General features: G+C 72.7%; 20 protein-coding genes. 13 read left to right on the forward strand and 7 right to left on the reverse strand.

The genetic code is table 11. The annotated features are described in order from the left end of the window. Positions 1-113: 113 nt before the first annotated feature. The 5 genes from ACFUJR_RS06855 to ACFUJR_RS06875 are packed head-to-tail and all read right to left on the reverse strand — an operon-like array spanning position 114 to position 5,768. Complete coding sequence (locus tag ACFUJR_RS06855) at positions 114-1,100, reverse strand: ABC transporter ATP-binding protein (RefSeq protein WP_383179621.1); 987 nt, start codon at positions 1,098-1,100, stop codon at positions 114-116. After that, positions 1,097-2,101, reverse strand: a complete 1,005-nt coding sequence (locus ACFUJR_RS06860) for an ABC transporter ATP-binding protein (RefSeq protein WP_383179624.1) — start codon at positions 2,099-2,101, stop codon at positions 1,097-1,099. Before ACFUJR_RS06860 ends, ACFUJR_RS06855 begins: the two co-directional genes overlap by 4 nt. After that, positions 2,101-3,087 (reverse strand): ABC transporter permease, encoded by a 987-nt coding sequence (locus ACFUJR_RS06865; protein WP_383179627.1) that lies wholly within the window; start codon positions 3,085-3,087, stop codon positions 2,101-2,103. Before ACFUJR_RS06865 ends, ACFUJR_RS06860 begins: the two co-directional genes overlap by 1 nt. After that, positions 3,084-4,013, reverse strand: a complete 930-nt coding sequence (locus ACFUJR_RS06870; RefSeq protein WP_383179630.1) for an ABC transporter permease — start codon at positions 4,011-4,013, stop codon at positions 3,084-3,086. Before ACFUJR_RS06870 ends, ACFUJR_RS06865 begins: the two co-directional genes overlap by 4 nt. A 9-nt stretch (positions 4,014-4,022) precedes the next feature. Beyond that, a complete protein-coding gene (locus ACFUJR_RS06875; RefSeq protein WP_383179633.1) occupies positions 4,023-5,768 on the reverse strand; it encodes an ABC transporter substrate-binding protein in 1,746 nt (581 codons plus the stop codon). A 174-nt stretch (positions 5,769-5,942) separates the two neighbouring features. Between ACFUJR_RS06875 and ACFUJR_RS06880 the strand changes: the two genes are divergently transcribed. The 12 genes from ACFUJR_RS06880 (at position 5,943) to ACFUJR_RS06935 (ending at position 19,750) form a co-directional block, all read left to right on the forward strand. Then, a complete protein-coding gene (locus ACFUJR_RS06880) occupies positions 5,943-7,106 on the forward strand; it encodes an NAD(P)/FAD-dependent oxidoreductase (RefSeq protein ID WP_383179636.1) in 1,164 nt (387 codons plus the stop codon). A 32-nt stretch (positions 7,107-7,138) separates the two neighbouring features. Further along, complete coding sequence (locus tag ACFUJR_RS06885; protein WP_383179639.1) at positions 7,139-7,453, forward strand: (2Fe-2S)-binding protein; 315 nt, start codon at positions 7,139-7,141, stop codon at positions 7,451-7,453. Further along, positions 7,434-8,918 (forward strand): NAD(P)/FAD-dependent oxidoreductase, encoded by a 1,485-nt coding sequence (locus tag ACFUJR_RS06890; RefSeq protein ID WP_383179642.1) that lies wholly within the window; start codon positions 7,434-7,436, stop codon positions 8,916-8,918. Before ACFUJR_RS06885 ends, ACFUJR_RS06890 begins: the two co-directional genes overlap by 20 nt. Positions 8,919-9,200: 282 nt before the next feature. Continuing rightward, complete coding sequence (locus ACFUJR_RS06895; protein ID WP_383178807.1) at positions 9,201-10,109, forward strand: dihydrodipicolinate synthase family protein; 909 nt, start codon at positions 9,201-9,203, stop codon at positions 10,107-10,109. An 84-nt stretch (positions 10,110-10,193) separates the two neighbouring features. Then, the gene (locus ACFUJR_RS06900; protein WP_383178804.1) at positions 10,194-11,198 is read left to right on the forward strand and encodes a proline racemase family protein; all 1,005 of its coding nucleotides are present in this window, start codon (positions 10,194-10,196) and stop codon (positions 11,196-11,198) included. 119 nt (positions 11,199-11,317) lie between these two features. Continuing rightward, entirely contained in the window at positions 11,318-12,643 is a 1,326-nt protein-coding gene (locus tag ACFUJR_RS06905) for an aldehyde dehydrogenase family protein (protein WP_383178810.1), read from the forward strand. Positions 12,644-12,715: 72 nt separating this feature from the next. Then, positions 12,716-13,402 (forward strand): GntR family transcriptional regulator, encoded by a 687-nt coding sequence (locus ACFUJR_RS06910; protein WP_383178801.1) that lies wholly within the window; start codon positions 12,716-12,718, stop codon positions 13,400-13,402. Between the two features lie 97 nt (positions 13,403-13,499). Continuing rightward, positions 13,500-14,333: a M55 family metallopeptidase gene (locus tag ACFUJR_RS06915; protein ID WP_383178798.1), complete on the forward strand. Its 834-nt coding sequence runs from the start codon at positions 13,500-13,502 to the stop codon at positions 14,331-14,333. Next, entirely contained in the window at positions 14,326-15,663 is a 1,338-nt protein-coding gene (locus tag ACFUJR_RS06920; protein ID WP_383178795.1) for a M20/M25/M40 family metallo-hydrolase, read from the forward strand. Before ACFUJR_RS06915 ends, ACFUJR_RS06920 begins: the two co-directional genes overlap by 8 nt. Before the next feature lie 51 nt (positions 15,664-15,714). Next, a complete protein-coding gene (locus ACFUJR_RS06925) occupies positions 15,715-17,706 on the forward strand; it encodes a prolyl oligopeptidase family serine peptidase (protein WP_383178792.1) in 1,992 nt (663 codons plus the stop codon). Further along, positions 17,703-18,635, forward strand: a complete 933-nt coding sequence (locus ACFUJR_RS06930; protein ID WP_383178789.1) for an LD-carboxypeptidase — start codon at positions 17,703-17,705, stop codon at positions 18,633-18,635. The genes ACFUJR_RS06925 and ACFUJR_RS06930 overlap by 4 nt, the downstream gene beginning before the upstream one ends. A gap of 389 nt (positions 18,636-19,024) precedes the next feature. Further along, the gene (locus ACFUJR_RS06935; protein WP_383178786.1) at positions 19,025-19,750 is read left to right on the forward strand and encodes a GNAT family N-acetyltransferase; all 726 of its coding nucleotides are present in this window, start codon (positions 19,025-19,027) and stop codon (positions 19,748-19,750) included. A 144-nt stretch (positions 19,751-19,894) separates the two neighbouring features. Here the strand turns inward: ACFUJR_RS06935 and ACFUJR_RS06940 are convergent, their stop codons facing one another. After that, complete coding sequence (locus ACFUJR_RS06940) at positions 19,895-21,007, reverse strand: adenosine deaminase (RefSeq protein ID WP_383166479.1); 1,113 nt, start codon at positions 21,005-21,007, stop codon at positions 19,895-19,897. A 68-nt stretch (positions 21,008-21,075) separates the two neighbouring features. After that, the gene (locus ACFUJR_RS06945; protein WP_383166482.1) at positions 21,076-21,825 is read right to left on the reverse strand and encodes a GntR family transcriptional regulator; all 750 of its coding nucleotides are present in this window, start codon (positions 21,823-21,825) and stop codon (positions 21,076-21,078) included. A 178-nt stretch (positions 21,826-22,003) separates the two neighbouring features. Here ACFUJR_RS06945 and ACFUJR_RS06950 point away from each other — a divergent pair. Continuing rightward, positions 22,004-23,061 (forward strand): MFS transporter (locus ACFUJR_RS06950; protein WP_383450266.1); only part of this gene is annotated, 1,058 nt, incomplete at its 3' end.

Genomic DNA, 23,061 nt, shown 5'->3' on the forward strand with positions numbered 1-23,061 from the left:
TGCTGGGGGGGATCGGGGGTGTGGTGGGGGGGTTTCTTTTCCGCCGCTCTCCCCTCCCCCTCTTTTTCCCCCTCCCCCGCGGATACCTCGGGTCCTGGGGCACGGGGCTTTCCTCAGACGGTCTCGGGGAAGTGGCAGGCGACCTGGCGGACCTCACCGGGCAGGGCGATGCGCAGCGGCGGCGCCTCGGTGCGGCAGAGCTCCTGGGCCTTGGGGCAGCGCGGGTGGAAGGTGCAGCCGGGCGGGGGAGCGGCCGGGCTCGCGGGGTCGCCGAGCAGCGTGATCCGCTCCCGCTCCCGCTCGGCGGCCGGGTCGGGCAGCGGCACGGCGGAGAGCAGTGCGCGGGTGTACGGGTGGGCGGGGGCCGCGTACACCCGTTCCTTCGGACCGATCTCCACGATCCTGCCGAGGTACATCACCGCGACCCGGTCGCAGACCCGCTTGACGACCGAGAGGTCGTGCGCGATGAAGAGGTAGGCGAGCCCCAGTTCGCGCTGGAGCCGCTCCATCAGGTTCACGATCTGGGCCTGCACGGAGACGTCGAGCGCGGAGACCGGTTCGTCGGCGACGACGAGCCGCGGGCCGGTGGCCAGCGCGCGGGCGATGCCGATGCGCTGTGCCTGGCCGCCCGAGAACTCGTGCGGGTAGCGGTCGATGTGCTCCGGGATGAGCCCCACCAGGTCCATCAGCTCCACGGCCCGCTTGCGCGCCTCGGCCGCCGAACTCCCCTGCACCACCAGCGGATCGGAGATGATCCGGGCCACCGTGTGCCGTGGGTTGAGGGAGGAGTGCGGGTCCTGGAAGACCATCTGGAGATCGCGGCGGAGCGGCTTGAGCTCCCGCTGGGACAGATGGCTGATGTCGCGTCCGTCGTACGAGACGGACCCGGCGGTGGGTTCCAGCAGCCGTACGATCGCGCGGCCGGTGGTCGACTTGCCGCAACCGGACTCGCCGACGAGCCCCAGCGTCTCGCCGGACGCCACGTCGAAGCCGACGCCGTCGACGGCCCGGACCGGGGCCGAGCGGGCCCTGCGGCCCGGAAAGGTCATCGTGAGGTCCCGTACACGGAGCAGGGGCACGGGCACGGGGATCGTGGTCATGAGGCGACGCCTTCGAACGCGGGGAAGTGGCAGGCGGCCGGATGCCCGTCCGGGCCGCCGAGCGGCGGGCGTTCGCCCGCGCAGCGCGCCCGCTCCTCGGCGGAGCCGGCGGCCGCGCGGGCGCAGCGCGGTGCGAACGCGCAGCCCGGCGGCGGGTCGAGCAGGGACGGCGGGCTGCCGGGGATCGCTCGCAGCGGGGCGTCGTCGTGGTCGTCGAGGCGCGGCAGCGAGTCGAGCAGCCCACGGGTGTACGGGTGGGCCGGGGCCGTGAACAGGGTGTCGACCGGGGCCTGTTCGACCGCCCGGCCGCCGTACATCACGAGGACGTCGTGAGCCACCCGGGCGACCACGCCCAGATCGTGCGTGATCATGACGACGGCGAGTCCCCTCTCCTCCTGGAGGCGGGCGAGCAGCTCCAGGATCTGGGCCTGGACGGTGACGTCCAGGGCCGTGGTCGGCTCGTCGGCGATCAGCAGATCGGGCTCGCAGACCAGGGCCATGGCGATCATCACCCGTTGGCGCATTCCGCCCGAGAACTGGTGCGGGTACTCGCCGGCACGGCGACGGGGCTCCGGGATGCCGACCTCGGCGAGCGCCTCGACGGCCCGCTCACGGGCGGCCCGGCGCCGCGACCCGAGGTGCACCCGGTGGTGCTCCGCGATCTGCTCGCCGACGGTGTAGTACGGGTGCAGACTCGACAGCGGGTCCTGGAAGATCATCGACATCCGCCGTCCGCGCAGCCCGTTCAGCGCGCGGTCGGAGAGACCGATCAGCTCGCGGCCGTCCAGCGTCACCGAGCCGGTGACCTCGGCGCCGGTGTGCAGACCCATCACGGCCAGCGACGTGACGGACTTGCCGGATCCGGACTCGCCGACGATGCCGAGGGTCCTGCCCCGCCGTACGTCGAAGGCGAGGGAGTCGACGGCCCGGACCGGGCCGCGCCTGGTGGGAAAGGTGACCGTCAGGTCGCGCACCGACAGCAGGGAGGCGGAGGGGCCCATCAGTACCTCACTCGCGGGTCGACGACGGCGTAGAGCAGGTCGACGACCAGGTTGGCGACGACGATGAAGGTGGCGGCGAGCAGGGTGACGCCGAGGATGACCGGCTGGTCCCCGGAGGACAGGGCGCCGTAGAAGAGCCGTCCGATACCGGGCAGCCCGAAGATGGACTCGGTGATCACAGCGCCGGCGAGCAGACCGCCCAGGTCCATCCCGAAGATGGTGAGCAGGGGTGTCATGCCCGCCCGCAGTCCGTGCTTGACGACGACCGTGCGGCGCGGCAGTCCCTTGGCGCGAGCGGTGCGGATGTACGGCTCCGCCATGCTCTCGATCATCGAACTGCGGCTCTGCCGCGCGTACATGGCCGCGTACAGGATCGCCAGGGCGAGCCAGGGGAGCAGCAGGTTGGACGCCCAGGAGACAGGGTCGGTGCCGAAGGGCACGTACTGCGGATACGGCAGCAGTCCGGTGACCCGGATCAGCCCGTAGATCAGCATCACCGAGGTGAAGTAGACGGGCAGGGAGGCGGCGGCGACCGCGCCGACCATCAGGGCGCGGTCGGTGAGCGTGTCCTTGTGCAGCGCCGCGGTCACCCCCGCGGAGAGCCCGAGGACCAGCCAGATCACGGCGGCGCCCATGGCGAGCGAGGCCGAGACCGGCAGCCGGTCGACCAGCAGGTCCCAGACGGCCTCGCTGTTCTCGTAGGAGTAGCCCAGGCAGGGGAAGTCGCAGTGCAGGGCGTACTGCCCGCTGCCCATCGTGCGCCCGGTGAAGACGCCGGTGACGAAGTCGGCGAACTGCCGCCACAGCGGCTCGTCCAGGCCCATGTGGGCGCGGATCGCCTCCAGGCGTTCCGCGCTGCACGCCTTGCCGCACGCGGCGGCGGCGGGGTCGGAGGGGAGGACGTAGAAGATGGTGAAGGTGACGGCGGCGATGGCGATCAGGACGCCGAGCACGCCGAGGAGCCGACGGCCGAGGTAGAGGATCACGCGCCGCTCCCCCTCGGGTCGAGGATGTCGCGCAGCGCGTCGCCGAGCAGGGTGAACGCGAGCACGGTGAGGAAGAGGCAGACGCTGGGGACGGCGAAGTACATCGGATCCGTGTCGTAGTAGGCGACGCTCTCGGCGATCATCTGGCCCCAGGACGGTGTGGGCGGCCGGACGCCGACACCGAGGTAGCTCAGCGCCGCCTCGGTGGCGATCATCCCCGGGATGATCAGGGTGGTGTACGCGATGACGGGCCCCGCGACGCCCGGCAGGATGTCGCGGACCAGGATGCGCCAGGGCCCCGAGCCGCCGACGCGGGCGGCGTCGACGTACTCGCGGTGCTTGAGCGAGAGGGTCTGGCCGCGCACGATCCGGGCGATGCCCGGCCAGCCGAAGAGGCCGATGACGGCGGTCATCAGAAGGATCCGGTCGACGTCGCGGGCCACCGACATCATCGCGATCATGAAGATGAGGGAGGGGAAGGACATGGTCAGGTCCATGAGCCGGGAGAGCAGGGTGTCGGTCCGGCCGCCGAAGTAGCCGGCGGCGATACCGGCCGCCGTCCCGGCGACGACGACGATCGTGGTCGCGGCGAAGGCGATGAGCAAGGAGACCTGGGCGCCGTGCACGACCCGGGCGAACAGATCGCGGCCGGTGACCGGCTCGACGCCGAGCCAGTGCTCGGCGGAGACCCCGCCGAGGGGACCGATGGGCTGGCCGCCCAGATAGGGGTCGACGGCGCTCTTGTCGAACTCCTCGGGGCCCCAGCCGCCCAGCGCGCTGAGCAGCGGGGCGGCCACGGCCATCAGCGCGAAGAGCGCGACCACGGAGAGCGAGATCTTCACGGAGGTACGGCGGCGCAGCTCGGCGCGGGCGAGCTGCCAGGGGCCGCTGCCCGTGGCGGGGGGTGCGGCGGAGGCGGTGATCATGGCGTGCGCTCAGTTCCCGCCGGTGGCCGGCGACTTGAGGCCGATGGTGGCGTAGTCGAGCTGGCCGCCGAAGGAGGTGTGGCCGAAGGCTCCGGCGACGTTGGTGCCGATCAGCAGGGGCATGCGTTCCACGACGGCGGGAGCGGTCGGCGCCTTGGCGAGGATCTCTCCGTCCAGCTTCTGCCACTCCTTGTCGGCCTGGGCCGCGTCGGTCATGGCGGCGATCTCGTCCATCCGCTTCATCGTCGCGTCGTCCCGGAAGAGGGAGTGGTTGCCGGAGTTCCCCTTGTCCTTGATGTAGCGGCCGTCGAAGACGAAGGGCAGGAAGGTGGAGCCGGAGGGGTAGTCGGGGCACCAGCCGGTGTAGACGAGGTCGGTGCGGTTCCCGGTGTCGCCGATGGTGTCGTAGAAGGCCGAGGGGTCGACGGTCTCGATGGTGACCTTGATCCCGGCCCGGCCCAGGGACTGCTGGATCGCCTCGCCGACCCCCTTGTCCCCGTTGGAGACGGTGATCCGGGTGGAGAAGCCGTCGGCCCGCCCGGCCTGACCGAGGAGCTGCCGGGCCTTCTCCACGTCACCGGTGAGCGGGATGCCCAGGGTGTCGGGCTGCCTGCCGCCGAAGAGGGAGCCCGGCATGAGCGCGGTGGCGGGGTCGTTGAGGGCGGGGCCGCCCGAGGCGGTCATGATCGCCTCCCGGTCCAGGGCGTACTGCACGGCCTGCCGGACCCGGACGTCGTCGAAGGGGGCCCGGCCCGTGTGCATCTGCACCATCTCGGTGCAGTTGGTGGACTCCGCGAGCAGCCGGGCCCTGACGTCGGCCTTGGTCAGCACCTTGGGGGTGCTCTCCGGGCTCAGCTTGCGCCAGGAGACGGCGGAGGCGTCGGCGCCCGAGGAGGCGATGAGCCGGTCGTCGATCTGGTTGGCCTTCAGCCCCATGGTGACGACGAGCCTGTCCGGGTACGCCTTGCGTACGGTGTCCGTCGCCGGGTCCCAGTGGGTGTTGCGGACGAGGACGAGCTGCTTGTCGCGGGCGTAGGACTCGATCTTGTACGGGCCTGAGGAGAACGGGCGGTTGTCGTACTGGGGCCCGTTGTCCCGGGCCTTGGGCACCGGGGCGAAGGTGGGCAGCGTGGCAGCGTAGGGGAACTCGGCGAAGGGCTTGCGCAGTTCGAAGACGATCGTGTGCTCGTCGGGGGTCTTCACGGAGGCGAGGTGCTTGCCCTGGGCCGGGCCCTGGTACCCCTCGGCTCCGGCGAGGTGGCGGGCCGCGTAGTCGGGACCGCCGGGCAGGTCGGGCGAGAAGGAGCGCTCGACGTTGTACTTGACGTCCTGGGCGGTGATGGGCGAGCCGTCCTCGTACTTCAGGCCCTTCTTCAGCCTGAAGGTCCAGGTCTTGGCGCCGTTGGAGGAGACGCCCAGGTCCTCGGCGAGGTCGGGGACCAACTCCGCTCCCTTCGGGCCGGGTTCCGCCTTGTACGTGACCAGGGTCCGGTAGAGCAGGCGGGTGCCGAAGTCCATGTCGCTCATGACCCAGTTGCGGGCCGGGTCGAGATGGGTGAAGTCCTGGTTGGACAGGACCGTCAGGGTGCCGCCCTTCTGCGGCGTACCGCCGAGCACCGCGCCGTTGTTGGCGGTCGCGGGGTTCGTGGCTCCTCGTCCGTCGCCGTTCTTCTTCCCGCCGGAACAGGCGGCGGCTCCGAGGCTGAGGGCGGCCACCAGTGTGGTGGCCAGGGCGGTACGGATGCGCATGTCCATCAGTGATCACTCCGAGAGCAGGGTCGGACAGCCGGCGGTCTGGTGGCGAGCGACGGCTGGAACGTGACCTGTAACATAGTAATGTGAAATTGCACTGACAACCCATCGGGAACCTGTTCCTCGGTTTTCGCGCGAGGTCTTGGCGAACGATGTGCAATGTGAAATATTACTGACGTGCTCACGAGAAACAGCTCGGACGTCATCGTCGTCGGCGCGGGTGTCGTCGGCGCGGCCTGCGCCTACTATGCCGCCCGGGCCGGCCTCACCGTCACCGTCGTCGACCGCGGCCCGGTCGGGGGCGGCACCACGGGCGCGGGGGAGGGGAACCTCCTGGTCTCCGACAAGGAGCCCGGACCCGAACTCGAACTCGCGCTCCTCTCCACGGTGTTGTGGCGGGAGCTGGCCGCGCTGCTGCCGCCGGGCATCGAGTACGAGGCGAAGGGCGGCCTCGTCGTCGCGTCGGGGGAGGGCGGGATGGACGCGCTGCGCGGGTTCGCCGCCGGACAGGCCGACGCCGGGGTCGACGCCAGGGAGGTCCCGGCCGAGCTGCTGCACGAGTTCGAACCCCACCTGGCGCCCGGCCTCGCGGGTGGCTTCCACTATCCGCAGGACGCGCAGGTCATGCCCGCCCTCGCCGCCGCGCACCTGCTGCGCGCGGGCGGGGCAGCCGGGACCGTCCGGCTCAGGCTGGGCGAGGAGGTCCTCGCGGTCCTCACCGGATCCTCGGGCGAGGTGCGCGGAGTGCGAACGCCGGCGGGCGAGTTCCACGCCCCGTACCTGGTGAACGCCGCCGGAACCTGGGGCGGCGACCTCGCGCGCCTTGCCGGGGTGGAGCTTCCCGTCCTGCCCCGCCGCGGCTTCGTCCTGGTCACCGAACCGCTGCCACGCGTGGTGCGCCACAAGGTCTACGCCGCCGACTACGTGGCGGACGTGGCCAGCGGATCGGCGGCCCTGCAGACCTCGGCGGTGGTCGAGGGCACCCCGGCCGGTCCGGTCCTCATCGGCGCCAGCCGGGAGCGCGTCGGCTTCGACCGCACCCTCTCCACCGAGGTGCTGCGCCGCCTCGCCGCCGGGGCCACCCGGCTCTTCCCGATGCTCGCCGGGGTCCGTGCGATCCGGACGTACGCGGGCTTCCGCCCCTATCTGCCGGACCATCTGCCTGCGATCGGCCCGGACCCGCGCCTCCCCGGCCTGCTGCACGCCTGCGGACACGAAGGGGCCGGGATCGGTCTCGCGCCGGTGACCGGACAGATCGTCGCCCGCTGCCTCACCGGCCGCGAACCCCCGCTCGACATCGCACCGTTCAGGCCCGGGCGATTCGCCGCCGCATCCCTCTGAAACCGTCCACCCGTCCCGAGAGGAGAGGCCCCGTGGCCCGTACCCCCGCCGACCTGGTCGGGGCGCAGCCCGGCCCGCCGTTCGAGTTCACCTTCGACGGCCGCCCGATCACCGCCCTGCCCGGCCAGTCCGTCGCCGCCGCGCTGTGGGCGGCCGGGATCCTCGCCTGGCGCACGACAAGGAAGGATGGCCGGCCGCGCGGAGTGTTCTGCGGCATCGGTCAGTGCCACGACTGCCTCGCCACGGTCAACGGCCGGCCCAACCGGCGGGCCTGCCTGGTCCCCGTCCGGCCCGGCGACGCGATCACCACGCAGGAAGGGCACGGCCATGACCGCCTCGGCGTGTGAACCGGGCGCGACGTACGACCTCGCGGTCATCGGCGCGGGCTGCGCCGGGATCGCCGGGGCCGTCGCCGCGTCCGAACTCGGCCTGACCGTCGCCCTCGTGGACGCCTCGCCGCAGACCGGCGGGCAGTTCTACCGGCATCCGGCACCGGCGCTCGGCGCCGTACGGCCCGAAGCCCTGCACCATGACTGGTCCGCGTTCCGCGACCTGGGCCGCCGCCTGGCGGCGGGCGACGTGACCCATCTGGCCGGGCACCACGTATGGAGCCTGACCAGGAGCGACGTGGTGCCCGACGGCCTCTGGACGGTGCACGCCGTGACCGGATCCGACGGCACCGAGGAGCGCCCCGCGACGGTACGCGCCCGCGCCGTACTGCTCGCCACCGGAGCGTACGAGCGTCACCTGCCCATTCCCGGCTGGACCGTGCCCGGAGTCGTGGGGGCCGGGGGAGCGCAGGCCATGCTCAAGTCCGGCCTGGTGCTTCCTGGACGGCGAGTCGTGGTGGCCGGCAGCGGTCCACTGCTCCTCGCGGTCGCCTCGTCGCTGGCGGCGGCGGGGGCCCGGGTGCCTGCCGTGGTGGAGGCCTCCGGATATCTGCGGTACGCCCGGAGCCCGCGGGCGCTCGTGGCCAACCCGCGCAAGGCCGCCGAGGCGCTGCTCCACGGCGGCGCGCTGCTGCGGCACGGTGTACGGCTCCGGACGCGCAGCGCCGTCACCGAGGTGCACGGCGTCGAGCGGGTGGAAGCCGTCACCGTCTCACGTCTCGACCGTGACTGGCGGCCCGTACGGGGGTCGGGCCGGCTGATCGCCTGCGACGCGCTGGCCGTCGGACACGGACTGGTTCCCCAGATCGAACTGGCCACGGCGCTCGGCTGCGCCACCCGTCGCCTGTCCGACTCCACACTCGCCCTGACCCTGGACGGACTCCAGGAGACCTCGGTGCGCGGCCTCTGGGCGGCGGGCGAGCCCGGAGGCGTGGGCGGTGCCGAACTGGCCCGCACGGAAGGCGAACTGGCGGGGCTCGCGGTGGGGGCGCGGCTGCGGGGGAGCGCCGCTCCGGGACGCAGGGTCCGTGAACTGCGACGCCGCCGGGACCGGATGCGCGCCTTCGCCGACGTCATGACCGCCGCCCATGCGCCCGCCCCGGGGTGGTCGCGGTGGATGACGGACGAGACGGAGGTGTGCCGCTGTGAGGAGGTCACCGCCGGAGGCGTCCGCGAGGCGGTCGCCGACCTCGGAGCGCGTGACGCCCGGACCGTCAAGCTGATCACCCGGGCCGGCATGGGCTGGTGCCAGGGCCGGATGTGCGGGACGGCCGTGGCCTGCCTCGCGGCATCCGGCGGCGCGGCTGTCACGTCGGAATCCCCGTCCTCGGCCGAGCTCCCGGCCGAACCTCCCGCCGAGCGGCGCCCGTTGGCCGTACCGGTCCCGCTCGCGGCGCTGGCCGCGCTCGACGAGGAGTCCTAGGTCGTGTCGTCGAAGTCCCGTCTGCCCGGCGGCGTCTGGCACGCACGCTCGCCGCGTTGTCGGTCGTCGGCGCAGCCCGCTGCGCTCTCCTCCCTCCGCCTTGCGATCGCACGCTCCCCCAAGCTCTCGGCTGCGCTCGAGCAGGGGGGACCCCCATGACGCCGCCGGGCCCGCCCTTCGGGCGGACGACGCTACTTCGACGACACCCCCTAGGCCGTTTGCCCTTGTGGGCGCCTCGGAACACTCAATAAAATGTCACACCATACAGAAAGGTTCGTCGACATGACCGGCACTTCCTGGACCGCCGCCACCCCCTGGCGCGGCATCATGGTCGCCACCACCCTGCCCCTGCGCGACGACCTCTCCGTCGACCACGACGCCTACGCCGAGCACGTCCGCCGGCTGATCGACAACGGCTGCGACGGAGTCGTCCCCAACGGCTCGCTCGGCGAGTACCAGACCCTCACCGACGAGGAGCGCGCCCGTGTGGTCCGCACCGCCGTGGAGGCGGCGGGCGACGGGGCGCGCGTGATGCCCGGCGTCGCCGCCTACGGCAGCGCCGAGTCCCGGCGCTGGGCGGAACAGGCCGCCGAGGCGGGCTGCGGATCGGTTCTCCTGCTGCCGCCGAACGCCTACCGCGCCGACGGGACGGCCGTGCGCGCCCACTACGCCGACGTGGCCGCGGCGGGCGTGCCGGTGGTCGCGTACAACAACCCGATCGACACCAAGGTCGACCTCACCCCCGACCTGCTGGCCCGGCTGTACGACGACGGCTCCGTCGTCGCGGTGAAGGAGTTCAGCGGTGATGTCCGCAGAGCGTACGAGATCGCCGAACTCGCCCCGGAACTCGACCTGTTGATCGGTGCCGACGACGTCCTGCTCGAACTGGCCGTCGCCGGGGCCGTCGGCTGGATCGCCGGCTACCCCAACGCCTTCCCCGCCACCTGCGCGGAGCTGTACCACGCCGCGGTCGCCGGTGACCTGGCCACCGCGCTGCCGCTCTACAAGTCACTCCACTCGCTGCTGCGCTGGGACTCCAAGACGGAGTTCGTGCAGGCGATCAAGCTGTCCATGGACATCGTCGGCCTCCCCGGCGGCCCCACCCGCCCGCCGCGCCTGCCGCTCACGGGTGAGACGGAGGCCCGCGTGCGGACCGCCACCGAGAAGGCCGTCGCCGACGGCCACCACTGACCAGGCCCACCACGGCCACGGCCACCACCGACCAGGCCCACCACCGACCACGGCCCACCTCACCCGTCCAGCGAAAGGAAGCCCGTGCGGACCCGTCATGTCTTCCACGCCGTCGACTCGCACACCGAGGGGATGCCCACGCGTGTGATCACCGGCGGCGTCGGAGTGATTCCCGGCGCCACCATGGCCGAGCGCAGGCTGCACTTCATCGAGCATCTGGACCATCTCCGGACGCTGCTCATGTACGAGCCGCGGGGACACGCCGCCATGAGCGGCGCCATCCTCCAGCCGCCCACCCGGGCCGACGCCGACTACGGCGTGCTCTACATCGAGGTCTCCGGGCTGCTGCCGATGTGCGGGCACGGCACGATCGGCGTCGCCACCGTCCTCGTCGAGACCGGCATGGTGCCGGTGAGCGAGCCGGTCACCACCGTGCGGCTCGACACCCCGGCGGGTCTCGTCGCCGTCGACGTACGGGTCGAGGACGGTGCCGCGAAGTCGGTCACCTTCACCAACGTGCCCGCGTTCTGTGTCGGCCTGGACCGCAAGGTGACCGTGCCCGGGTACGGAACGGTCACCTACGACCTCGCCTTCGGCGGCAACTTCTACGCCTTCGTGCCTCTGGACGACCTGGGGCTGCCCTTCGACCGCGCCCGCAAGGACGACCTCCTCGCCGCCGGACTCGCCGTCATGGAGGCGGTCAACGCCTCGCCGGACCGCCCCGTCCACCCGGAACAGCCGGAGATCGCAGGGGTCAAGCACGTCTATCTCGCCGCCCCCGGCTCCGACGCCCGCCACTCCCGCCACGCCATGGCGATCCACCCCGGCTGGTTCGACCGCTCCCCGTGCGGAACCGGCACATCGGCGCGGATGGCTCAACTGCACGCCCGGGGCGAGCTGCCGCTCGGCCACGACTTCGTCAACGACTCCTTCATCGGGACGAGCTTCACCGGCAGGCTCGTCGCCGAGACGGAGGTCGCCGGGGTGCCCGCCGTCGTACCGACCGTGACGGGCCGGGCCTGGATCACCGGCACGGCGCAGTACTTCCTCGACCCGGACGACCCGTTCCCCGGAGGTTTCCTCCTGTGACCCCCCACCGCATCGACCACACGGCACCCGCCGACCACACCCCACTCACCGATCCCACGGGCCTCACCGACGCCCCGGTCCTCACCTCCCTCAACCCGGCCGATCCGGCCGACGTCGTCCTGCGCATCCCGGCCCCCGGCGCCTTCGCGGTGGCCGACGCGGTCGAACGGGCCCGCGCCGTCCAGGCCGCCTGGCAGCGCGGCGGGGCGGCGGCCCGCTCCGCCGCCCTCGGCGCCGTCGCGGCGGCTGTCGAGGCCGCGGGGCCCGAACTCGCCGCGCTCGCCGTACGCGAAGTGGGCAAGCCGCTGACCGAGGCCAGGGCCGAGGTCGCCCGGACCGTCGCGATCTGGCGCTACTACGCCCAGGCCCCCTTCGCGCCCACCGGAGCCGTCCACGAGCCCGCCGCCGGGCCCGGACTCCTCCTGACCCGGCGCCGGCCGCACGGTGTGGCGGGGCTGATCACCCCATGGAACTTCCCCTTCGCCATCCCGAGCTGGAAGGCCGCCCCGGCCCTCGCCGTCGGCAACGCCGTCGTCCTCAAACCCGCCCCCGAGGCCACCGCGTGCGCACTGCGCCTGGCCGAGATCGTCCAGAAGGAGCTGCCCGAGGGGGTGTTCACGGTGCTGCCCGGCGGGGCGACCGAGGGCAACGCGCTCGTCTCCGCGGCCGACGTCGTCTCCTTCACCGGCTCGACCTCGGTCGGCCGGGCCGTCGCCGCGAACGCCATGGCCCGGGGCGTCCCGGTCCAGGCCGAGATGGGCGGTCTCAACGCGGCGATCGTGCTACCGGACGCCGACATCGGACAGGCCGCCGCCCACATCGCCGCGGCGATCGCCGGGTACGCGGGGCAGAAGTGCACCGCCACCGGCCGGGTCGTCGCCGTCGGAGCCGCCCTCGGCCCCCTGCGCGAGGCGCTCGCCGAAGCGCTGCGCGCCGTCCCGGTCGGCGACCCGGCCGACCCGGCCACCGTCTGCGGCCCGCTCATCGACCGACGGGCCCGCGACCGGGTCACCGCGGCCCGGGAGGGGCTGCCCACGCTCGCCGGCGGCACGCTCCCCTCCGGGGAACCCGGCTGGTACGCGGCACCGACGCTGGTCGAGAAGGTCGCCCCCGAACACCCGCTGCTGCACGAGGAGGTCTTCGGACCCGTAGCCGCCCTGCTGCCCGCCGACGACCTGGCCCAGGCCGTGCGGATCACGAACTCCGTTCCGTACGGCCTGGTCACCTCGGTCCACACCGCCGATCTGACCACCGCCCTGCACGGCCTCGACGCGCTCGACACCGGGATGGTCCGGATCAACGCCCCCTCCAGCGGCGTGGACTTCCATCTGCCGTTCGGGGGGTCCAAGGCGTCGAGCCTCGGGCCGCGCGAACAGGGCGGGGCCGCGCTCGACTTCTACACGTCGAGTCGCACCTACACCCTGTCACCTGCGGAAACAACGTGACATTGTACGGTGGTGGTTCAGAACCGAACCAACGGACCTGGTCCGGACCCGAACGAAGGGACCACCGTCACCATGGGGCATCTGACCCACCGCGACCTCAACGCCTCCGTGGAGCGGATGCGCGACCAGGTCGCCCATGCCCTGCGGGCGGCGCTCATCTCGGGCGAACTGCGGCCCGGCGTGGTCTACTCCGCGCCGACCCTGGCGGAGGACTTCGGGATCTCCGCCACCCCCGTCCGTGAGGCCATGCTCGACCTGGCGCGCGAAGGCCTGGTCGAGCCGGTCCGCAACAAGGGGTTCCGGGTCACCGAGGTGGACGAGCGCGACCTCGACCAGTACACCGAGATCCGCGCGCTCATCGAGATCCCGGTGGTCGGACGGGTCACCCGCACCGCCGCCCGGGAGGACCTGGAGGCGCTGCGGCCCGTCGCCGAGGAGATCGTGCGCGCCGCCAGGGAGCACGACCTCATCGGCTACCTGGAGGCCGACCGGCGGTTCCACCTCACGCTCCTCGGGCTCGCCGGCAACGAACGCCTCGTCGAGACCGTCGGCGAGCTGCGCAAGCGGTCCCGGCTGTACGGGCTCACCGCGCTGGACGAGCGCGGCGAGCTGATCCCGTCGGCCGAGGAGCACCTGGAACTCCTCGACCTGATGCTCGCGGGTGACGCCAGGGGAGCGGAGCGGTGCATGAAGCGGCACCTGGGCCATGTCCGCTCCCTGTGGGCCACGAGCGACCGGGCGGCGCACACCACCGGGTGACGCTCGGCCCGTCACCCGGTCGCTCTTGCCCGGACCTCCTTCGCACCGAGGGTTCTCGCACTTAAGGTGGGGCTGCGTCGAGGAGACCGGGAGCACGATGAAGATCCTGATCAGCGCCGACATGGAAGGTGCCACCGGTGTCACCTGGCCGGCGGACGTGCTGCCCGGGACGCCCCAGTGGGAGCGGTGCCGGGCCATGTTCACCTCCGATGTGAACGCCGCGGTGCTGGGGTTCTTCGACGGCGGCGCCGACGAGGTGCTCATCAACGAGGCCCACTGGAGCATGCGGAACCTGCTGCTCGAACAGCTCGACGAGCGCGCCGAGATGATCACCGGGCGGCACAAGACGCTGTCCATGGTCGAGGGGGTGCAGCACGGTGACGTCGACGGCATCGCCTTCGTCGGCTACCACACCGGCGCCGGTACCGAGGGTGTCCTCGCCCACACCTACCTCGCCAACTCCGTCACGGGCGTCTGGCTGAACGGCGTCCGGGCGAGCGAGGGGCTGCTCAACGCCCATGTGGTGGCGGAGTACGGCGTGCCCGTCGTCCTCGTCACGGGCGACGACCTGACGTGTGACGACGCCCTCGGCTACGCGCCCGAGGCGCTCAAGGTCGCCGTCAAGGACCACGTCTCGCGGTACGCGGCGGTGTGCCGGACCCCGAAGCGCACGGCGAGCGACATCCGGGCCGCCGCGCGGTCCGCGGCCGCCCTCGCCGTACGGTACGAGCCGGAGCCGGGCGGGCGGTTCACGATCGAGCTGGAGTTCGACGCCGAGCATCTGGCGGGCGCCGCCACCGTCGTCCCGGGCGTGGCGCGGGTCGGCGAGCGCCGGGTCGCCTACACCAGCGAGGCCATGTACGAGGGGATTCGCACGTTCAAGGCGGTCACCACGATCGTCTCCGCAGCGGTGGAGGAGCAGTATGGCTGAGCCTGCCCAGGGCGGTCCGGACGCCGCGGCGCTCGACGAGGTGGTGACCTTCACCTCCGAGCTGATCCGCATCGACACCACCAACCGGGGCGGCGGGGACTGCCGCGAGCGGCCCGCCGCCGAGTACGTCGCCGAGCGCCTCGCCGCCATCGGCCTGGAGCCGACGCTCCTGGAACGGACCCCCGGCCGCACCAACGTGGTGGCCCGCATCGAGGGCACCGACCCGTCCGCCGACGCCCTGCTCGTCCACGGCCATCTCGACGTCGTCCCGGCCGAGCCCGCCGACTGGACCGTCCACCCCTTCTCCGGAGAGGTCCGCGACGGGGTGGTCTGGGGACGTGGCGCCGTCGACATGAAGAACATGGACGCGATGGTCCTCGCCGTCGTCCGCTCCTGGGCACGCCAGGGTGTCCGGCCACGCCGGGACGTCGTCCTCGCGTACACCGCGGACGAGGAGGCGAGCGCCGTGGACGGCTCGGACTTCCTCGCCGGGCGGCACCCCGGGCTCTTCGACGGCTGCACGGAAGGCATCAGCGAGTCCGGCGCGTTCAGCTTCCACCCGACGCCCGGTATGACGCTCTACCCGATCGCCGCCGGCGAGCGCGGCACCGCCTGGGTCAAGCTCACCGCCCGAGGCCGCGCGGGCCACGGCTCCAAGGTCAACACCGCCAACGCGGTCACCCGCCTCGCCGAGGCCGTCGCCCGCATCGGCGCCCACACCTGGCCCGTACGCCTCACCCCGACGGTGCGGGCCGCGCTCACCGGACTCGCCGCCCTCTACGGCATCGAGACCGATGTGAGCGCCGACGGGTTCGACGTCGACCAGCTCCTGGAGAAGCTCGGACCGGCCGCCGCCCTCGTGGAACCGACCGTGCGCAACAGCTCCAACCCGACGATGATGGAAGCCGGTTACAAGGTCAACGTCATCCCCGGACGGGCCGTCGCCTACGTCGACGGCCGGACGCTGCCGGGCGGCGAGGAGGAGTTCGCCGAGACGATGGACCGGCTCACGGGACCGGACGTGGAGTGGGAGTTCCACCACCGGGAGGTCCCCCTGGAGGCTCCGGTCGACTCGCCGACCTTCGCCCGGCTGCGGGCCGCCGTCGAGCACTTCGACCCGACCGGCCACGTCGTCCCGTTCTCCATGTCCGGCGGGACGGACGCCAAGCAGTTCTCCCGGCTCGGCATCACCGGCTACGGCTTCTCCCCGCTGAAGCTGCCCCCGGAACTCGACTACGGAGCGCTGTTCCACGGCGTCGACGAACGGGTTCCGGTCGACGCCCTGCACTTCGGCGTCCGGGTCCTCGACCACTACCTGAGGTCCGCGTAGCTTCGGTCGGGTTCGAGTGAGTCACGTCAAGTCCGCGTAAAGGAAGTCGCGATGGTCCCCACGGGCGCCTACGGCAGCTGGCCCTCCCCGATCGACGCCACACTGGCCGCCCGCCACGACGGACGGCCCGAGTACGTCGGCGTCGTCGGCGACGAGGTGTGGTGGACCGCGCCCCGTCCCACCGAGGGCGGCCGGCGCGCGCTGGTACGCCGACGGGCCGACGGCAGCGAGGAGTCGGTGCTCCCCGCCCCCTGGAACGTCCGCAGCCGGGTGATCGAGTACGGCGGACAGCCCTGGGCGGGCCTGGCGCGCGAGGACGGCGGACCGCTCGTCGTGTTCAGCCACTTCGCCGACCAGCGGCTCTACGCCCACGAACCCGACGCCGGTGCGGAGAGCGGACCGGACCCCCGCCCCCTCACGCCCGTCTCCGCCGTGGGCGGCGGACTGCGCTGGGTCGACCCCGTGTTCCACCCCGAACGCGGCGAGGTCTGGTGCGTCCTGGAGGAGTTCACCGGCCCCGCGCCCACCGACGTGCGTCGTGTCCTCGCCGCCGTACCCCTCGACGGATCGGCCGCCGACGACCGGGGAGCGATCCGCGAACTCTCCGACGGACGGCACCGGTTCGTCACCGGACCCCGACTCTCCCCGGACGGACGGCGGGCCGCGTGGATCGCCTGGGACCATCCCCGGATGCCCTGGGACGGCACGGAGGTGCTCCTCGCCGACATCACCGCCGACGGCACCCTGCGTGACGCCCGCCCCGTCGCCGGCGGCCCGGAGGAGTCCGTGCCGCAGGTCGGCTGGACCGCCGCCGGACAACTGCTGTACGTGAGCGACCGCAGCGGCTGGTGGAACCTCTACCGCGCGGAAGCCGGGGGTGAGGGGGTCGCGCTCTGTCCCCGCGCCGAGGAGTTCGGCGGACCGCTGTGGAAGATCGGGCTCAGCTGGTTCCAGCCCCTGGCGAACGGCCTCGTCGCCGTCATCCACGGCAAGGGCGCCACCGCACTCGGCATACTCGACCCCGAGAGCGGCGAACTCGTCGACGCCGCGGGACCCTGGACCGAATGGGCCGCCACCCTCGCCGTGCACGGCGACCGGGTCGTCGGCGTCGCCGCCAGCCCCCGCAGCGCCTACGAGGTGGTGGAACTCGACACCCGCACAGGCCGGGCCCGGGTCGTCGGCTCGGCCCACGACGACCCGGTCGACCCGTCGTACTACCCCGAGCCCCAGATCCGCACCTTCACCGGACCCGACAACCGCGAGATCCACGCTCATGTGTACCCGCCGCACAGCCCCGACCGGATCCCGCCCGGTCAGGAACTGCCGCCGTACGTGGTGTGGGCCCACGGCGGACCGACCGGCCACGCGCCGCTCGTCCTGGACCTGGAGATCGCCTACTTCACCTCGCGCGGCATCGGCGTCGCCGAGGTCAACTACGGCGGCTCCACCGGCTACGGGCGTGAGTACCGCGACCGGCTGCGCGAGCAGTGGGGCGTCGTCGACGTGGAGGACTGCGCCGCCGTCGCCGAGGCACTCGCCGCCGAAGGCACCGCCGACCCCGCCCGGCTCGCCGTCCGCGGGGGCAGCGCGGGCGGCTGGACCGCCGCCGCCTCCCTCGTCACCTCCGACGTCTACGCCTGCGGCACGATCATCTACCCCATCCTCGACCTCCTGGGCTGGGCCACCGACGAGACCCACGACTTCGAGTCCCGGTACCTGGAATCGCTCGTCGGCCCGCTCGCCGACGTCCCCGCCCGGTACCACGAGCGCTCCCCGCTCCACCACGTCGACCGGATCTCAGCGCCGTTCGTGCTGCTCCAGGGGCTGGACGACGTGATCTGCCCGCCGGCCCAGGCCGAGCGGTTCCTCGCGCGCATGGCCGGGCGCGGCATCCCGCACGCGGCCCTCACCTTCGAGGGCGAGGGCCACGGCTTCCGCATGGCCGAGACGATGGTCCGGGCCCTGGAGGCCGAACTCTCCCTGTACGCCCAGACCTTCGGCATCGTCCGCCCCGATGTCCCTCTCCTGGAGCTGAAGAAGTGACCGTGACCCCCCTGAACCGGCCACCGCGACTCCGCCCCGGCGCCCGCGTCGCCGTCGTCGCGCCCAGCGGGCCGATCCCGGAGGAGCGGCTCGCCGCGGGCCTGGACATCCTGCGCGGCTGGGACCTGGAACCGGTCGTCGCACCCCATGTCCTCGACGTCCACCCCGAGTTGGGATACCTCGCCGGCACGGACGAGAACCGGGCCCGTGACCTACAGGAGGCGTGGTGCGATCCCGCCGTCTCGGCGGTGATCTGCGCCCGGGGCGGCTACGGCGTCCAGCGGATGGTGGACCTGATCGACTGGGCGGCGATACGGGCGGCGGGCCCCAAGGTCTTCGTCGGCTACAGCGACGTCACCGCCCTCCACGAGGCGTTCGCCGTCCGCACCGGACTCGCCACCCTGCACGGGCCGATGACCGCCGCTGCCACCTTCCTCAAGGACCCCCGCACCCAGGAGTCCCTGCGGGCCACCCTCTTCGAGCCCGAGTCCGTGCGGACCCTCGGCCTGGACACCGCACGCCCGCTGGCCCCCGGCCGGGCCCACGGCGTCAGCCTCGGCGGCTGCGTGAGCCTTCTCGCCTCCGACCTCGGCACCCCGCACGCCCGGCCCTCGGCCCGCGGCGGCCTGCTGCTCCTGGAGGACGTGGGGGAGGAGCCGTACCGACTGGACCGGATCCTCACCCAACTGCTCCGCTCCGGATGGCTGGACGGGGTCGCCGGCATCGCCCTGGGCTCCTGGGCGGAGTGCGGCCCCTACGGCGAGGTCCGCGCGGTCCTCGCCGACCGGCTCGGCGCTCTCGGCGTGCCCGTGGTGGAGGAGCTGGGCTTCGGGCACAGCGAGACGGCGCTCACCTTCCCACTGGGCGTGCCGGGCGTGCTGGACGCGGAATCCGGGACGCTCACCCTGGACGTACCGGCGCTCGGCTGACCCTCCCTGCCGGACGGCCCGTCGACAACCGCGCCAAGGTCGCCCGGGGCTCGCGCGACTACCGCAACCGGCCGGTCCCCACGAGCCACTCGGAGTCCTCACTCACCGGACTGATCGGGGACCCGAGCGACGACGCCTACCCGGGGAACCGGGGCGTCGAGCCCGTGACGGTCACCGCCGCACGCGACGGCACCGGCGCCCTGGAGCAGCCCGTTGTCAAGGGCCAGACGAGCTAGCAGCCAGAAGGGTGGATTCACGCGACCTTCGGGCGTTCTTTACCTGTTCTTTTCCCACTCCGCGGGCAGTGGGACGGAGACTGTGCCTCCGCCTTCGCGCCGTGACGTCGGTGCGGGGCGCAGCTCCCTCCTCGCAGAAGGACCGAAGGCCCCGTGCCACTTCCCGTTGTGCTGTCCGGCCGCACCGTACGGCTGGAACCCCTCGCACCACAGCACGCCGCCGCGATCGCCGCGGCCGGCTCCGCGGACCGTACGACGTACGCGTTCACGCCCGTCCCCCACAATCTGGACGCGGCGGAGATCTATATCGAACGTGCCCTGGCCGAACAGGCCGCGGGCCGAGCGCAGCCCTTCGCCGTCGTCAGCATCGCCGACGGGCGGATCGTGGGATCGACGCGGTTCCTCGAGCTGGACTACTGGCAGGGGCCGCTGGTCTGGCCCTCGGTGCCGGGCGTCCCGCACGGTGATCCGCTCACCTCGGTCCCCGACGCGGCGGAGATCGGCAACACCTGGCTCTCGCCCCGGGTCCAGGGCACCGGGGTCAACACCGAGGCCAAGCTGCTGATGCTCCGGCACGCCTTCGAGGTGTGGGGCGTCCGCCGGATCTCGATGCGCGCCGACGCCAGGAACCTGCGCTCCCGGGCCGCCATCGAGCGGCTCGGCGCCACCTGTGAGGGCGTGCGCCGGGCGCATTCGCGCGGCCTCGACGGGGCCGTACGGAGCACCGCCTTCTACTCGATCCTGGACGAGGAGTGGCCCGTGGTGCGGGCGCACGTCGAGGCGCGGCTCGACCGCGTCACCCGCCTCGGCCACCCCGCCCGCTTCGACACGGTGCCGGGCCTCGACATTGCCCCCCGAGGGCCTCTGGTGCCGGCGTAGGCCGCTCGCCCGGTCCGGGGCCCCTCGACCCGGCCTGGGCCGGCCGGCGTTCCCCCGGTCACCGCGCCCGTCGGGAACGGGCGACGCCGCCACGCGGAGAGCCCCCGTCCGGCAGGACGAGGGCTCTTCGCGTGGCCGCCGGCGTTACGCGCGCGCCGCGAGCGCCGCGTAGCCGGGGCGGACGACCTCGTCGATCAGCCGCCGCCGCTCCGGCAGCGGAAGGAAGGCCGCGTCGAGCGCCGCGATCGTGAACTCCTCGAAGACCTCCGGGCCGTAGCCGAAGGCGTCCGCCATGTGCTGGAACTCCTCGCTCATGGTGGTGCCGGAGACCAGCCGGTTGTCCGTGTTGAGCGTGATCCGGAAGCCGAGGCGGCGCAGTTCGTCGATCGGGTGCGAGGCGTAGTCCTTGGCCGCACCCGTCTGGAGGTTGGAGGTCGGGCAGACCTCGAGGGCGATCCGGTTGTCGCGGACGTACGCGGCGAGGTGGCCGAGCGTCCCGTCCTCGGCGATGTCGTCCGTGATCCGCACCCCGTGACCGATCCGTTCGGTGCCGCAGACCTGGACGGCCTCGTGGATCGACTCCGCGCCCACGGCCTCGCCGGCGTGGATCGTGAAGTGGCAGTTGTGCCGCTTCAGGTGCTGGAAGGCGGGGAGGTGGCGGGCCGGCGGGTTGCCGATCTCGCCGCCGGCGATGTCGAAGCCCGCCACACCGTTCTCGCGGTGGGCGATCGTGAGCTCCGCGATCTCGAGCGACCGGTCGGTGTGGCGCATGCCGGTGAGGAGCGTACGGACGGTGATCCGGCCGCCGGAGCGGCGCTCGCCCTCGCGGAAGCCGTCGTTCACGGCCTCGACGACCTCGTCGAGGGTCAGGCCGGCCGCCAGGTGCTGCTCGGGGGCGTAGCGGATCTCGGCGTAGACGACACCGTCCGCCGCCAGGTCCTCGGCGCACTCGGCCGCGATGCGGTGCAGCGCCTCGCGGGTCTGCATCACCGCGCAGGTGTGGGCGAAGGTCTCCAGGTACCGCTCCAGCGAGCCGGAGTCGGCGGCGTTCCGGAACCAGACCGCGAGCGCGGCCGGGTCCTCGGTGGGCAGCGCGGTGTAGCCGCACTCCCGGGCCAGTTCGACGATCGTGGCGGGGCGCAGGCCGCCGTCCAGGTGGTCGTGGAGGACGGCCTTGGGCGCGCGGCGGATCCACCCGGCGACGGGTATGGAGACCGGGCTGCTGAGCGGGGCGGCAGAGTTGTCAGACAAGTGCATGGCGCGGAAGTGTACGCCACACCGGGGGCGGGCCGCTGTGACCGCGGTCGCCCCGGGTGCCCGGCCCCTCAGTTCGACTGGAGGACCGGCAGGGCGGGGGCGCCCGTGGGGAGCATGTGCTTGGCCGCCAGGATCGGGGTGTCCCCGACCCGCACCACCTGGGTGACGAGCACCGCCGGAGTGTCGGCCGGCCGCCCGAGCTGTTCGCCGCGGCGCTGTCCGAGCAGGGTCGCGGTCACGCTGCTGTGCGCTCCCAGCGGCACCCCGCGTGACGCTCCCGTGAGCACGGCGAGCATCGAGGTCCGCTCGGGCGCGGGCGCCGTGCGCAGGGCCTCGGCGAAGTCCGGGTGCGTCGCCTCCAGTACGTCGTCGGCCGCCGCCCACTCCTGGCTGAGCGCGGCCGCCGCACCCTCTCCGGCCAGCAGCGACTCCCAGAAGCGCAGCTCGGCCCGGGCGGGGGCGAGCAGGTGCTGGGTGGTGAAGTCGGTGGGCTCCTCCACGGCCCGGAGCAGGGCGCGGACGCGCAGTGGGCCGCCCGCCCCGATCAGCTCCTCCAGGGGCTGGATGTGCTCGAAGCCGCGGCGCGGCGGGTGGTCGTTGACGGTCCGGCCGACCCCGCGCCGGACGGAGAGCAGGCCGTCCTCCTGCAGCAGTAGCAGGGCTTCGCGCAGGGCGGGCCGGCTGACGCCCAGCTCGCCCGCGAGCTTCGGCTCCGAGGGAAGGGTCGAGCCCGGGGGATAGGTGCCGTCGTGGATGGCGTCCGCGATCCGTTCGTAGAGCACCACGACCGGTCGTCGCTGCTGTCCGCCGACCGACACTGCCCCTCCTCCGACTGCCACTGCCCCTCCTCCGCTCGGTTGTCGGCAAGTGAACGGTATGCGCCCTCACAGGTCAAAGGGACTTGACGTTTTACGCGCGTAGAACCCACTCTGTCTGGGCGTTGCTTGTCTGACAAGCTCGGTTTCATTCCATGACATCCACGGCAAAGGGGCCCACATGTCAGCCACATCCGACCTCAAGGGCCGCGGGCCCATGCTCCTGGCGATGGTGCTCGCCGTCCTCGGGTACCAGATCAACGCCACGATGCTCAGCCCCGCTCTGCCGGATGTCATCGAGCGCCTGGGCACCACCACGGCCGCCGCCGGTCTCTCGCAGACCCTCTTCTTCCTGATGGCGGCCATCGGTCAGGTCACCCTCGCCCGCCTCAGCGACCAGCGCGGCCGCAAGCCGATGATGATCGTCTGCGCCTTCGTCCTGATCGTCGGCAACCTGCTCTGCGTCTTCGCGCCGAACATCGAGGTCTTCATCGCGGGCCGCATCCTCCAGGGCATCTCGGCCGCGATGTTCACCCTCGCCTTCCTCACCCTGAACCAGCTGCTCACCCCGGCCGGCTTCGGCAAGGCCGCGGGCATCATCACCGCCGTCAACGGCGGCCTCGCCGGCGTCGACGCCATCGCCGGCGGCCAGATCGCCGACACCATCGGCTTCCGCGGCATCTTCGTCTGCTCCACCTTGATCGCCGTCGCCGGCCTGATCGGTGTCCGGAATTACGTTCCCGACGTCCCGGCCACCGCCGCCGACGGCCGTTTCGACTCCCGTGGCATCGCCGCCCTCTCGCTCGGCCTCACCGGCGTGCTCGTCGGCCTCGCCCAGGGCGGCTCCTGGGGCTGGACCTCGGTCCTCACCCTCGGCTTCCTGCTCGGCGGCCTCGCCTCGCTCGTCTTCTTCGTCGTCTCGCAGAAGAGCGCCGCCAACCCGGTCATCGACATCGAGGTCCTGGCCTCGCGACGCGCCTGGCCGCTGCTCCTCACCACCATCTGCACCCTGGGCGGCGCCTTCGGCGCCGTCGCGCTGACCATCCCGCTCTTCTCGCAGGACGGCCGGGTCGGCCTGGGCCTCTCCGCCGTGACCGCCGCCGTCCTCTTCCTCACCCCGATCCAGCTCATCGGCGTGATCTCCGCCCCGCTGACCGGGCGTCTGGGTCCGAGGATCGGCTGGCGCAGGATCGTCGTCACCGGCGCGATCGCCAACTTCGCGATCTTCCTCGTCGCCAC

This window comes from Streptomyces sp. NPDC057271 (assembly GCF_042668715.1).
Taxonomy (GTDB): Bacteria; Actinomycetota; Actinomycetes; order Streptomycetales; family Streptomycetaceae; genus Streptomyces.